The sequence below is a fragment of the Pseudomonas sp. 1L-B-1-E-C1 genome (genome assembly GCF_057291835.1).
On record NZ_JBXAWN010000001.1, the window covers coordinates 847,111 to 861,008 of the forward strand.

General features: G+C 63.7%; 9 protein-coding genes. 7 read left to right on the top strand and 2 right to left on the bottom strand.

What is annotated here, in order from left to right; translation table 11 throughout:
* The first annotated feature begins 11 nt into the window (after positions 1–11).
* From AC0Z4S_RS03610 to AC0Z4S_RS03630, 5 genes are all read left to right on the top strand, one after another.
* A complete protein-coding gene (locus AC0Z4S_RS03610; protein WP_485622063.1) occupies positions 12–1,487 on the top strand; it encodes a c-type cytochrome in 1,476 nt (491 codons plus the stop codon).
* Positions 1,484–1,957, top strand: a complete 474-nt coding sequence (locus AC0Z4S_RS03615) for a (2Fe-2S)-binding protein (RefSeq protein ID WP_485622064.1) — start codon at positions 1,484–1,486, stop codon at positions 1,955–1,957. Before AC0Z4S_RS03610 ends, AC0Z4S_RS03615 begins: the two co-directional genes overlap by 4 nt.
* Positions 1,954–4,188, top strand: coding sequence for a xanthine dehydrogenase family protein molybdopterin-binding subunit (locus tag AC0Z4S_RS03620; RefSeq protein ID WP_485622065.1), 2,235 nt, complete (start codon positions 1,954–1,956; stop codon positions 4,186–4,188). The genes AC0Z4S_RS03615 and AC0Z4S_RS03620 overlap by 4 nt, the downstream gene beginning before the upstream one ends.
* Before the next feature lie 171 nt (positions 4,189–4,359).
* Complete coding sequence (locus tag AC0Z4S_RS03625; protein WP_485622066.1) at positions 4,360–5,472, top strand: alkene reductase; 1,113 nt, start codon at positions 4,360–4,362, stop codon at positions 5,470–5,472.
* A gap of 88 nt (positions 5,473–5,560) precedes the next feature.
* A complete protein-coding gene (locus tag AC0Z4S_RS03630; protein ID WP_485622067.1) occupies positions 5,561–6,037 on the top strand; it encodes a helix-turn-helix domain-containing protein in 477 nt (158 codons plus the stop codon).
* A 351-nt stretch (positions 6,038–6,388) separates the two neighbouring features.
* Here the strand turns inward: AC0Z4S_RS03630 and AC0Z4S_RS03635 are convergent, their stop codons facing one another.
* A complete protein-coding gene (locus AC0Z4S_RS03635; protein WP_485622104.1) occupies positions 6,389–11,548 on the bottom strand; it encodes a trifunctional serine/threonine-protein kinase/ATP-binding protein/sensor histidine kinase in 5,160 nt (1,719 codons plus the stop codon).
* Between the two features lie 339 nt (positions 11,549–11,887).
* Between AC0Z4S_RS03635 and AC0Z4S_RS03640 the strand changes: the two genes are divergently transcribed.
* Together AC0Z4S_RS03640 and AC0Z4S_RS03645 are read left to right on the top strand one after the other, a co-directional pair.
* Positions 11,888–12,877 carry a response regulator gene (locus AC0Z4S_RS03640; protein WP_485622068.1) on the top strand — a complete coding sequence of 330 codons (990 nt, stop codon included), beginning with the start codon at positions 11,888–11,890 and terminating at the stop codon, positions 12,875–12,877.
* The gene (locus tag AC0Z4S_RS03645) at positions 12,874–13,275 is read left to right on the top strand and encodes a response regulator transcription factor (protein WP_485622069.1); all 402 of its coding nucleotides are present in this window, start codon (positions 12,874–12,876) and stop codon (positions 13,273–13,275) included. Before AC0Z4S_RS03640 ends, AC0Z4S_RS03645 begins: the two co-directional genes overlap by 4 nt.
* Before the next feature lie 5 nt (positions 13,276–13,280).
* On the opposite strand, the gene AC0Z4S_RS03650 is transcribed toward AC0Z4S_RS03645, so the two are convergent.
* A complete protein-coding gene (locus AC0Z4S_RS03650; RefSeq protein ID WP_485622070.1) occupies positions 13,281–13,874 on the bottom strand; it encodes a TetR/AcrR family transcriptional regulator in 594 nt (197 codons plus the stop codon).
* Between the last annotated feature and the right edge of the window lie 24 nt (positions 13,875–13,898).

The window sequence follows — 13,898 nt, forward strand, 5'->3', positions numbered from 1 at the left end:
GCAACGCACTGATGCGTCGAGCGCAACGTTGCTTCTGGCGCAACGCGCTGTTGCGCGGGCCGGTGATTCTCCGCCGCAGATGTCTTCTCTACGCTTTGGCCCTGGCGCAGACGTCCGCATCGGCGCCCTTCCCCGGCTGCTACAAGGAGCGTTTCCATGACCCGCACTTCACTCGTCCTGCCACTGCCCGCCGCGTTTTCCTGCCTACCATGAACAGCCCTTTACTCAAATCCAGAACCCTGTGGATCGGCGTGGCTGTGCTCGCGGTCATCGGCCTGATAGTCGCCGTCGCGCTGATGTGGCGCCCGGCAATCGCACCGATCAAACGCCCCACGTCATTCGATAGCGCGCAGTTGCAACGCGGTGCACGGGTGGTCGAGGCCGGCGACTGCGCGGTCTGCCATACCCGGCCCGGCGGCAAATACCTGGCCGGCGGGCTGCCGCTGGTGACGCCGTTCGGCACGCTGTACAGCACCAACATCACCCCGGATGCGCAGACCGGCATCGGCGAGTGGTCTTTGCCGGCATTTGAACGGGCGATGCGCGAAGGCATTGCCCGCGACGGCCACTTTCTCTACCCGGCCTTTCCCTATGTGCACTACCGGCGCATGAGCGCAGCGGACATCGCCGACGCCTACGCCTACCTGATGAGCGGCCCCGCCGTACACGCCCCCGCCAGGCAGAACCAGATGAACTTCCCCATGAACATCCGCCCGCTGGTGTCGTTCTGGAATTTGCTGTTTCTGCATGGCGAGCCACTGACGCCGCTGGCAGAACGCAGCGCGGCATGGAATCGCGGACGCTATCTGGTCGACGGCCCGGGCCACTGCGCCGGCTGCCATTCGCCGCTGAACCTGATCGGTGCGGAGAAATCCTCGGAATATCTGCAGGGTGGTAGCGTCGACGGCTGGGAGGCGCCGGCGCTGGTCGGCCTCGGCCAGCGCGCCAATCCGTGGAATCGCGAGCAATTGGTCGGCTACCTGCGCGCCGATGTCGTCGATGGCCACGGCACGCCCGCCGGGCCGATGCGTGCGGTCAGCCTGAGTCTGGCGCGCTTGCCCGCCAGTGAAGCCGAAGCAATTGCCGACTACCTGCTGAGCCTGCAAAGCCCCCACGCAGTGACCGAAACCACGCCGAAAAAGCCAAGCAATCCAACGGATCACAGCAGCGGCGCCCTGCTCTTCAGCAGCGCCTGCGCCGGATGCCACGCCACCGCCGCGCCAATGCGCGAAATCGACGGACGCCCCGGTCTGCAAAACACCTCGGCCCTGCAAGCGGCCAGTTCGCGCAACTTTCTCAAGACCGTGCTTGAAGGCGTGCCCGCCATTCCCGGCGCACCCGGCCCGGTGATGCCGCCGTTCGCCCCCAGCCTCGACAACGCCCAGCTCGGCGCGCTCGCCGCGTATCTGCGCGAGCAAGCCCGTCCCGAGCAGCCATGGATCGACCTTTCTTCCACTATTGAAGCGTTACGTCAGGAGACGAAATGAGCCAGATCACTCTCACCGTCAATGGAGCCGCCCAAGCGCTGGAGCTGGAACCGGACATGCCGCTGCTGTACGCGCTGCGCAATCATTTGAACCTCAACGGCGCCAAGTACGGCTGCGGCCTGGGCCAGTGCGGCGCGTGCACGGTAATCGTCGACGATAAACCGGTGTTCGCCTGCCTGACGCCATGCGCGGGCCTTGAAGGGAAAAAGATCCGCACCGTCGAAAGCCTCGGCAGCGCGGCGAAACCCGGCCCGCTGCAAGCAGCGTTCATCGACAAGCAGGCCGCGCAATGTGGTTACTGCATCGCCGGCATGCTGATGCGCGCACAGTCGTTGCTTGAACGCGATCCGCATCCGGACGAGCAAACCATCCGCGAGCACATGGCCGGCAATCTGTGCCGCTGCGGCACGCACTTGCGCATCATCGAGGCGATCAAACAGGTGGCCGGGCACAACGGGAGCCTGACATGAGCGGCGCAAACGGCTTGAACCCCAGCCGCCGGGCGTTCCTGCGCGGCGGCGCGCTGCTGATGGCCTTCACCCTGATGCCAGTGGCGCGGCGGGCCTTGGCCGACACCGAAGTCGACACCCTCGGCACCGTCGTGCTCGCCCCCGATCTGCCCGGCAGTTTGCGCACCAACCCATACCTCGACGCGTGGATTCGCATCGGCGCCGATGGCATCACCGTGTACACCGGCAAAGTCGAACTGGGCACCGGGGTGAAAACCGCATTGCTGCAAATCGCCGCCGAGCGTTTGCAGGTACCGGCCAGCGCCGTCAATTTGCTCACCGCCGACACCGCACTGACGCCCAACGAAGGCTACACCGCCGGCAGCCACAGCATTTTCGACAGCGGCACCGCGCTGTACAACGCCGCCGCGCAGGTGCGGGAAATGCTCGTCGATGCTGCCGCGCGCAATTGGCAAGTCGATGCTGCGCAACTGAGCACTCGCGACGGCATTATCGAAGGCCCGAGCGGGCAACGCATGGCGTACGCCGACGCGGTCAAGCATGTCGATGTGCACCAATACGCCAAGGCGCAATCACCGGCGATGGCGGCGGCCGACTTCAAGCTGATCGGGCACAACTTGCCGCGTCTGGACATTCCGGCCAAGGTCAGCGGTGGCGCGGCGTTTGTGCAGGACATGCGCCTGCCGGGCATGCTGCATGCGCGAGTGATCCGCCCGCCGCGTCCGGGCTGCACGTTGCAGGCGTTCGATACGGCATCGATTGAAGCGCTTGGCGGCGTGGTCAAAGTGATCCGCGACGGCAACTATCTGGCCGTGGTCGCCCGTGATGAGTGGCAAGCGATCAAGGCCATGCGCGCCGGTATGGAGAGTGCCAAGTGGAGCGGCGGCGAGGCAATTCCCGAAGCCGCCGGGATTCACGATTTGCTCAAGCAATTACCCTCCAAGCGCTACCCGATCAGCAACAACGGCAATCCCGGCGGCACGAGCGAGACACGCTTCAAGGCGCGGGTGACCAAGCAGTATCTGATGCACGGCTCGATCGGCCCGTCCTGCGCGGTGGCATGGTTCAACGATGGCGTGCTCACGGTGTGGACCCACACCCAGGGCGTCTATCCGCTACGCGCCGGCATCGCCGAAATGCTTCGTCTACCGCCGGAACGTGTGCGCTGCATCCATACCGAAGGCTCGGGCTGCTATGGCCATAACGGCGCCGATGATGCCGCCGCCGATGCCGCATTGATCGCCATGCGCCTGCCGGGCACGCCGGTGCGCGTGCAATGGATGCGCGAGCAGGAAAATCTCTGGGAGCCGTACAGTTCGGCGATGGTCACCGAGGTCGATGCCGGCCTCAGTCAGGGCCGTTTGCAGGACTGGAACTACGAACTGTGGACCACGCCGCACAACGAACGCATCGTCAATGCCGGGCGTCTGCTGCCGGCACGCTTGCTGGCCAAACCCTTCGCCTCGGCGCCCTCGGTGCCGATTGCCCAGCCCGAAGGTGACGGCGATCGCAACGCCGTGCCGCTGTACGAACTGGGCGCGACGCGGATCAACATGAACTTCGTCACCACCATGCCCTTTCGCACGTCGGCCATGCGTTCGCTCGGCGCGCACATCAATATCTTCGCCATTGAGGCGGGTATCGATGAGTTGGCGATCCAGAGCGGGCTCGACTCGGTGGCGTTGCGTCTGGCGCACCTGAGCGACCCGCGTGCCCGCGCCGTGATCGAGCGCGTGCGTGACGAAATCGGCTGGCCTCACAAGAGCAGCGAACCCGGTGCTGGGATCGGTTTTGCCTTCGCCCGCTACAAAAACATCATGGGTTACTGCGCCCTAGCGGTGAAGCTGCGGGTGCATCCGCAGACCGGCGAGATCCGTATCGATCACGTGGTGACGGCGGTCGACGTCGGCCAGATTGTCAGCCCTGATGGCCTGCGCAATCAGGTCGAGGGCGGCATCGTCCAGTCGGCGAGCTGGACGCTCTACGAAAAAGTTGCCTACGACGCGGGCGGCATTCGCAGCTATGACTGGAGCGGGTATCCGATCCTGCGTTTCACGCAATTGCCGAAAAAAGTCGATGTGCACCTGCTCGATCAACCGGGCGAACCCTTCCTCGGCGCTGCCGAAATCGTCCAAGGGCCAATGGCTGCCGCCCTCGGCAACGCAGTCAGTGATGCCACCGGCCGGCGCTGGCTGAATCTGCCGCTGACCCGCTCGACCCCACCCGCCTGAACCTTGCCCGCGCTCGTCATGGATGAGCGCGGGTGCCGTTGCGCTGCGCGCAAAACTGCGTAGCGCCGGCCACGGATTATCAGCCCCGCCACCCCCGGTTAAGTTAGCTGCACAGCGCGCGGCACCTGGCTGCCGCGCTTGAACCCTACTCATCGAAATCCGGAGCTACCCATGACCCGTCGCCTGTTCCAACCGATCGCCCTTGGCCCTTACACCCTTGCCCACCGCGTAGCGATGGCGCCCCTGACGCGCTCGCGCGCCGGTCAACCGGGCGATGTTCCGACCGCGATGAACGCCGAGTACTACCGCCAACGTGCCAGTGCCGCCCTGATCATCACTGAGGCCACGCAGATTTCCCAACAGGGCCAGGGCTATGCGTGGACGCCGGGGATCTACACCGATGCGCAAGTGCAGGCGTGGCGTGAAGTCAGCACGGCGGTGCACGCGGCGCATGGCCTGATCTTCATGCAGCTGTGGCATGTCGGCCGGGTCTCGCATCCGAGCTTCCAGCCTGACGCCGGATTGCCGGTGGCTCCGAGCGCCCTGCCAGTGCCGGGCAAGACCTTTATCGTTGATGAACAAGGCAATGGCGTGTGGGGTGATGTGCCGGTGCCACGCGCCCTCGAAACAGCGGAAATCGCCGCCATTGTCGAAGACTATCGCCGCGCCGCGCGCAACGCGTTGAACGCTGGCATGGACGGCGTGGAGATCCATGCCGGTAACGGTTATCTGCTCGATCAATTCCTCAACAGCAACAGCAATCAGCGCAACGACGCCTATGGCGGCAGCGTGGAAAACCGTGCGCGCTTTCTGCTGGAAGTGGTCGCCGCCGTCGCTGACGAAGTCGGTGCCGAACGCGTCGGCGTGCGCCTGACGCCGATGGGTCGCTTCATGGGCATGGGCGATAACACGCCCGAAGCGACCTTCGGTTATCTGGTCGAAGCGCTCAATCAGTGGAATCTGGCGTATCTGCACTTGGTCGAGCCGGCCATGGTCGGCACGGTCAAGGACGAGAACTTCGACCCGCGCTGGGACGCGATCATCGCCCAGTTGCGCCAGACCTGGAACGGCGTGCTGATCCTCGCCGGCGGTTACGACGCCGCGTCCGCCGAACAGGCCTTGAGCGCTGATCGCGCCGACATCATTGCCTTTGGCCGGCCATTCCTGGCGAACCCGGATCTGCCGCGTCGGTTGCACGACGGCCTCGAGCTGAACACACCGGATCCGAGCAGTTTTTTCGGCGGCGATCAGCGCGGCTACGTTGATTACCCGTTCCACGCCTGAGGTCTGCGCTTCATAACTTTTAAGGTTTGTTTAAGGACTTTAAATGTCGCCGGCGGCCAGACTTTGCCCATCGATCAGGAGAGCCGCCATGAACCCGCAATCGGTGAAGCCAGACCATCCCTGCCACCTCGCGCGCCCGCTGGGCGCGCTGTCCGGCTGGCAGGAACGCCGCGCCAAGGCCTACATGCTGCGCGACCTGAGCCGCAGCCTGCGCGTCAGCGAGATTGCCGAGCATTGCAATCTGTCGCGCAGCCATTTCTCCCGGGCGTTCAAGATCGTGACTGGCTGCTCGCCGCAGGAATGGATGCTGAAGATGAAGATCGACAAGGCCAAGGGGTTGCTGCTGACCTCAATGGCGATTACCGACATTGTTTACGAATGCGGGTTTTCCGATCACTCGCACTTCACGCGCACGTTTGGACGCATGGTGGGAATGCCGCCGAAGGTCTGGCGACAGGCGATGTGCGGAGCGCGGGTGGCGCTGGTTGAGGCGGATGTCTGGCAGCTCAGCGATGGGTTGCTGAACTCGACACGGGGCAAGCGGTTGACGGAACTGCGGCCCTGAGTCGGATTCCAAAGAGTTTTGTTCACTCCTCCCTTTTGGCCGCGATTTTCGCGGCTTTTTTTTGTGGTTGAGCGCTGGCGATCGACGTTGGTACCGCGGTGAATCCACCCCTCACCCCAGCCCTCTCCCCAGGGAGAGGGAGCCGATTTGTGGGCTTTCCAAAACCGGGGTTCGGCTAGATATCCCAGGTCGGCATATCTCGACCAAACACCACGGTCATCCCCTCTCCCTCCGGGAGAGGGCTAGGGTGAGGGGCTTTTGTTTTTGCCAAACCTGAATTCAACTCGGTATTGCACGTCGGCGTATCTCGACCAAACACCTCGGTCAGTTCCCTCTCCCTCCGGGAGAGGGTTAGGGTGAGGGGCTTTTGATCCTGGCGTCCGGCGCCAGCGGCAGTCTGAAACAGATCCGCGCGCCCTCTTCGCTGTCCTCCACGCGCAACGTCCCGCCATGCGCGCCGATCACCGTTCGGCAAATCGCCAGGCCCATGCCCATGCCACTGCCCTTGGTGGTGAAAAAAGCGTCGAAAATTTCCTCACGCTGGTGCTCGGCAATCCCCGGCCCGTTGTCCTGAACAGACACACAGACCTGCCCATCGGCCACCGTCGACTCGATAACCAGGCGCCCATCCACAACACCCTGCCCGGCCATCGCCTCCAGTGCGTTGTTGATCAGGTTGTAGATCACCTGCTGAATCTGCACCCGATCCGCCAATACGGGCTCAGCTGCATTGAGTCGGGTGTGCAAGTTCACCCTGCGGTTGTGCACATCAGTGGCCGTCAGTTGCACGACCTCGTCAATCAAGCCGTCAATTGATAGCGGCAGCCGTTGCAGTGGCGCCTGTTTGGCCAAGGCGCGCAAGGCCTGGACAATCTCGGTGGCTCGGGCGCTGTCGGCGCGGATGTCCTCCAACCCCTGGATGGCTTCGTCGAGATCCGGTGTGTCGCGCTTGAGCCAGCGCAGGCTGGCAGAGGCGTTCGATGAAATCCCCAGCAATGGCTGGCTGATTTCGTGGGCGATCGACGCCGACAATTCGCCCATCATTTTCAGGTGCGAGTTACGCGCCAGTTCGGCCCGCGAGCTGCGCAAGTCAGCCTCCATCTGCGCTCGCAGGCGGTTGTCTTCGACCAGTTGCGCGTACAACCGCGCGGTCTGCAGCGATACCGCTGCCTGCGAGGCGAGGATTTCCAGCATGGTCAGGCGTTCGGCGCTGAACAGCTTCGGCACCAAGCTGTTTTCCAGATACACCAGACCAATCAGCGCACCTTGCTTGAGCAACGGCAGGCACATCATCGAGCGCGTCTGCCGTTGCTGCAGATCAGCGCTGCAGGCTTGCGGGCACTCGGCGCGGGCATCGTCGAGCACCATCGGCGTGCGCGTGCGCATGGTCGAATTGAGCACTGAAACCGGGGCGATCTGCTCAAGCGAGCGCTCATTGTCCTGGCTGACCCGCACATTACCCGCCTCGACGTGCGCGGCAGCGGCCAGTTGCAACTCACCGTCGGCGACCAACAACAGCGCACCGCGATCGGCGCCGGCCTGAATCATCAAGTGATTCATCAAGGTTTCCACCAGCCGATCGAGCAGCACTTCTTGCGAGACCGCGCGTGCCGCTTCGATGCCGACCTCCAGATCAAGGCGCACCCGCGTCACCGGCGCTACGGTTTCCAGCGAATGCTCGCGGGCCAGGAACGGGTGTAGCGCTTCGAGTTGGCCGGCCTTGGCCTGCGCGCCCCACTGCACATAACAATCACGGGCGACGCGCAGGTGATGATGCGTGCCGGATACCAAGCCGTTTGCCAGGCAAACCTCGGCGAGTTGCTCGTGGGCCAGCGCTTGCTCATGGATAAACCCGGCAGCGGCTGCCGCAATTTGCGCCTGGTCAAAGCAGCGAATGGCGACCAGCCCTTCCCCGCGCACACGGGCCATGGCGCCTTCGATCAGCAGCAGTTTGTTGCTGAAGGTCGAAGGATTGAGTTCAGTCCATCGCAGGAACCGCTGACGTTGCTGCTCCAGTTTCTGCAGTTTTTCCGCCACGGAACCCGGCGCCTCGGGGCTGGCCAGCGTCAGGCTGTAGAACAGGTAGTAATGGGCCAGATCGATGTGCGCCGGCAGCGACCAGGTCAACGCCTCGGCCTCTTCGAAACGCCGCAGCGCGTAGCGCACATCGCCGAAATAGAACGCCGACATGCCCGAGTACAACCATTTCCAGAACAGTGTCGGCTGTGAAACGCGACCGCGATCCAGCGGGCCGAAGCGGTCATGTTCCGCAGCATCAAGCTCTGCGATCGAACGAAGCTCAGGCCCACTGCGCAAGTCGCTGGCAAACGACTGTTGCGCCAGCAGAATGCGCTCGATGTCGATGTAGTGAAACTGCCGCACCCAGCTCAGGCCGACTTCCAGCTCATTCAGCACGTTTTGCAGCGGCTCGCCCATGAACAGCAAATCCGAGCCGATGTGGTTGCAGGCGTAGCAAGACATGCCGAGGTCGCCGCCCGCCTGACCGGATTCGAACGCGGCGAAGGCCTTCTGCCGGGCGTAGGCCATCGGTTTGGTCCACGGGCTGACCTGATCGAGCGCCACCAGCGTACCGGTGCGCCCCGCCTCATAGCCGTGCAGATCAGTGAGTTCCAGCGCCAGTTCGGCGAAAGCGACACCGTCGAGATATTCGCCATAGCGGTCGGCGATCATCACGCCGTACCAGGCAAAACCGTAGCCGCTGCTCGGCGTAGTGCCATGCAGCAAAGTCAGTTCGACCATCTTCGCCAAGTGCAGAAAGGCGATATCGTCCTGCACGAAGAATGAAGCGATCAGCGTGCTCAGCAGCTCCATCGCCACTTCGATTCGCGGCTCGTTGGCCTTGGGCAACGCCGCCAGGTCAGCGATCCGTCGTGTGCCGACCAATTGCCGAACCCCCTCGAAGGATTCGCCCAGTTGCGCCTTCGATGGTTGCCGCTGCAGGTCGATGTCGAGCAAGGCAAGACCGGCCAGCGCTTCGCTGATCGCGCCGTGATAATCGGAGTGCAAGGTGCGCAGACTGGCGCGCAGGCGATAGGTTTTCGCTCGGTCCAGTGCGGTCTCGGCGTGGTTGAGGCAGTCATCGAGGCGCTGTTGCGCGCCGGGGAGATCCGCCAGCAACATTGCGCAATCGGCCGCCAGCCAGCGCGCCGCGAAGGCTTGCGGGTAGAGCTGCGTCCAGCCGCTGTCGCCGAGCAAAGCCTCGGCGCTGCGCAGGTAATCCACGGCCTGCTCGACAGCGGCGCTAGCGCGGGCGCGCTCGGCGGCCTCGACCAATAGCTGGATGAAATCGGCGCGCCGAGGTGGTTGCAGCGCGTTGATGTCGCTGCGCTGAATTTGGCTGGCAATGTCGTAGACCCGCGCCTGCCGCTGCTCGCCGCAGTGATCGAGCATGGCGGCGGCAATGCGCGCATGTTCGGCGGCGCGCCCGGCCGGCGCCGTCAGGCCAGCGGCCGCTTCGAGCACACGGTCGTGGGGAAACACCAGTTGCCCCGGCTCGCGCAGGAGAAATCCGGTACTGACCAGATAATCGACATCACGCAGCAACTGCGCCGGATCGTCCGGCAGCAGTCGCTGCAACAGCGCTTCGTCACAGCGACCACCGACGTAACCCGCCGTGCGCAACACCTCGCGGGCACTGGCCGGCAGACGCTGCAAGCGGTGGACCATCAATTCGGCAACGTTATCGGCGTAGCGATAGCCGTTCACCTCTGCCTGATCCCAGACCCAGCGCCGCGTCGTTGCATCGAAACGCAGCAGACGCTCATCCACCAGAGCCCGTGCCACCTGGCTGACGAACAACGGATTGCCGGCGGTCTTGAAATGCACGACGCGCGCCAGCGCTTCGAGGTTGTCGACGTCGGCATCGAGTTCAACCGCCATCAATTGCGCGACGGCCTGCGCCGACAGCGGCCCTAATGCAAGATCGCTGACTGGCAATGTCCGGGCTGTGCGCAAGTCATCACGCCAGCTATCCGGACCTTGCGGCAACTCGCCCTCGCGATAGGCCAGAACCAGCAACAAATGCCGCGTCGGCCGGGCGATGAAAGCTTTGAGAAACGCTTGGGTCGAGTCGTCCGCCCACTGCACGTCATCGATGAACAACAGCAGCGGATGCCCCGGTTGTGCAAAGACCTCGAGCACATCGAGCAGCGCCCGATTGACCCGGTCGAGGGCATGGCGGGCCGGCATGTCCGGTAATTCGGCGGTGGCACCGATCAGCAGTTCGGCGTCCGGCGCCAGGTCCACCAGCAAGCGGCCACGGCCCTTGAGGGTTTCGCTCAGTTGCGCGCCGAGGGCCTGCAAGGCCAGCGCGGGCCTGGCCAACACCTGGCTGATCAATGAGCGGAAAATCTGCGCCAGCGGCGCGAAGGGCCGGTCGTTTTGCAGCAGTTCAACCTTGCCGCTGGCCCAGTAACCGGGTGCTTGTGTGCGCAGCACTTGCTGCATCAGCGTCGACTTGCCCGCCCCCGGCGCGCCGGCGACCAGCAGCACGCGGGCGATGCCATCGCTGCGCACGCGCTGGATCTGTTCGAGCAGTTGCTTGCGTTCGTCATCACGGCCAAACAGCACATCGCCGCGCGTGGCTGTCGCACGGGCATCGAACGCACCGAGGCGGAACGCTTCGATCTGGCCTTTTTTCTGCCATTGGCGCAGGCACCAGGTCAGATCGGCGGCCAGCGATTCGATGCTTTGATAACGCGCGTCCGGCTCCTTGGCCAGACCTTTGAGCAGCACATGGCAAATGCCTTGCGGCAGGTCGGGGATGTATTGCGCCGGCGACAATGGCTCGACGGCAGCGTGCACATGCAACCATTGCGAGGCGTCGCGGGCGGTCAGCGGCGGGCGCCCGGTCAGGGCCTCGTAGATGATTGCCGACAGCGCATACACCTCGCTGCGTTCATCGAACCCGGCGGCATCGCGCTGCAGCTGTTCCGGCGCCAGATAGGGCCAGTGTTCGAGGCTCGGCAGTTCGGTCGCCGGGGTTTCCTGCGCCTGGGTGTGAAGGCCCATCAGCCTTACACTGTCGTCGGCGCCGATCATCAAATGCCAAGGCAACAAAGAACCCTGTGGGAGCGAGCCTGCTCGCGAAAGCGGTGGGTCAGTCAAGGGTGATGTCGGCTGGAATGACGCTTTCGCGAGCAGGCTCGCTCCCACAGGATTTTGCGGTGTTTCCGGATGGCGAGAGTGGGCCAGCGCATTGGCGGCGGCGACGGCGATATTCAGCACGCGCCCGAGCGGCAGCCCGGCGGCGTCGATCAGGCCAGCCAGCGGCGCGCCCCATTGCGGATAGACCAACACCGGGCCGTCCGCCGAACGAAGCAGCGCGAGCGGGTTGATCGCCCACTGCGAAGGCAGCTGCAAATGGAAGTCGCGCTCCAGCCGCTGGCACAGCGCCGGGCGCTGAATCGGCGCACGCACGGCGAACCATGTCTGGCCCGAGCGGCTGTCTTCAAGGCTGAACCAGGTCAGTTCATGGTCGCGACGCAGCAGGCTGAACCGGCAGTTCTCCAGCCATGCTTCATCGAGCATCGGCGCATCGATCGCGCGGGAAATTGCAGATGAGGATGGCTGGCCGGGCATACACATTCACCGCTGGAAATGGGATTCAGGCTGGTGGCGAAGTATACGCGGCGTTTTTTTGTCAGAGGGCCAGCCGCTGCGCGGATGTCCGTCTGCGGCCTCAAGATGGCCGTCCAGAGCCTTGCGCCGTGGTTTTTGAGGCTATAAAAGCGCGCGACTTATCCCTCGGGATAATTGCTTTATGCCAGGCCGTCCCCTAGCGTACGAGCCTGATAACCCTGTCCTTCTTACCGCAACGCAGAGGCCTGCATGATCCGACTCGGCCAAGCCACGATTTCCCTAGAACGGCGCGAAGCCTTTCTCGATGGCCGGCCCTTGCGCGTGGGCGGGCGGGCCTTCGAAATACTCTCAGTGCTGATGCAGGCCGACGGGCGCATCGTCAGCAAGGACGAACTGATCAATCACGTCTGGCCGGACATCGTCGTCGAAGAGAACAATCTGCAGGTGCAGATTTCCTCGCTGCGCAAACTGCTCGGGGAAAAAGAAATCATCCAGACGGTTCCCCGTCGAGGTTACCGATTATTGAAAGACCGCGAACCCAAACTGCCAGTGTTCAATGCACTTGCCTCGGCGCCGATCGTCGCGCAGCCGCCGCCGGTCGATGCGCAATCGGTACCGGTGTTCATTGTTGACGATGAGGCCTGCGTGCGTACCGCGTTGAGCCGGTTGTTGCGCGCCGAAGGCATCGAACACCGAATCTTCCAGTCCGCTGAGGAACTGCTCGAGGCCGACATCGCCAGCGGCCCGGCGTGCCTGCTGCTCGACGTCAGCCTGCCGGAAGCCACGGGTTTGCAGTTGCAAGCGGCACTGAACGAGCGCGGCTTGCCGTGGCCGGTGATCTTCATGACCGGCCACGGCACGATTCCGATGTCGGTGCAGGCCATGAAGGCCGGCGCGGTGGAGTTTCTGACCAAGCCCTTCAATGACGATGAACTGCTCGGCATTCTGCGCAGCACGCGTCAACACGCGGCGACGGCGTACGATCAATGGCAACGGGTTCAGCACGTGCGGCAATTGGCGGCGCAACTGACGCCGCGTGAGCGTGAGGTGCTGCCATTGATCGTCGGCGGTCTGTCGAACAAGCAGATCGCCAACCAGTTGGGCACCAGTGAAGTGACCGCCAAGGTTCATCGCAAACACATCATGGCGAAGATGCAGACCCGCTCGCTGGTCAACCTCGTCGAACTCTACGGACTGATCAGCGCTGTGCCTTCGCCTGGCCCATCGAGCCTGTTGTGAGCGGCCAGGCGGGACGCCCGACGGCGACCGAGAGCACCCGACCTACCATCGTCTGCATCGTTGATGACGACGCATCCGTGCGCAAAAGCCTGTCGAATCTGCTGCGTTCGGTCGGTTATCGCGCGCAGGTGTATGCCAGCGGTGAAGCGTTTCTCGCCGAGGCCGACTTTGCCGGGATAGCCTGCCTGCTGCTGGATCTGCGCATGCCCGGCCTGTCCGGCATCGATGTCATGCGCGCGCTGCCGCGACAGTTTCCGGTGATCTGCATGTCCGCCCATTGGGATGAGGCGGCGCTGGCCGAAACCGGGCATTACCAGGCGTTCGAGTGCCTGTGCAAACCCTTCGAGGAAGAGGTGTTGCTGGCGGCACTCGACAAGGCACTGCAGCGTCAACACTGATTGCTTCAGCTGTCCTGCATGGTTTCTTCCGCCGCCTCGATGACCGGTAACGAAGCGGTCATCTGTGCGTGACACACAGCGAGGATTTCATCGGCCAGCGCCGAGTCGTCCGGGCAGGCCCGCGACAGCATGATCGCGCCGACCGCTCGGGCCAGCACGTCGATCATTTTGCTTCTGCCCTCACCTTGCGGTGCGGTCGGATATTTCTCGCCCAGGATCTGCAATAAGCGCTCGATGCCCTCGGCGAAAGCTGCCTTCACATCTCCCGACTGCCGCGCCGCATCGCCGCACAGCGCCGCCATGGTGCAACCGGTGGAACGGCCGTCGCGATGGTCGCGTGAAACGTACACATCGATGAAATCCTGCACGCTCATCGCCTCGGCGCTGGCCAGCGACTGCGCCAGGCTGTTGGCCGACGCTTCGGCCATCAGGTCGGCCTTGGAGCCGAAGTGCTTGTAAAAACCGCCGTGGGTGAAACCGGCGGCCGCCATCAGGTCAGCCACGCCGACCCCGTCATAACCGCGTTCGCGGAACATCACTGAAGCCGTTTCGACAATGTGCTCGCGATTGGCCTGAGCCTGAGCCTTGGATACGCGCATGTTGGATACCTCCAGCGCTGAAAA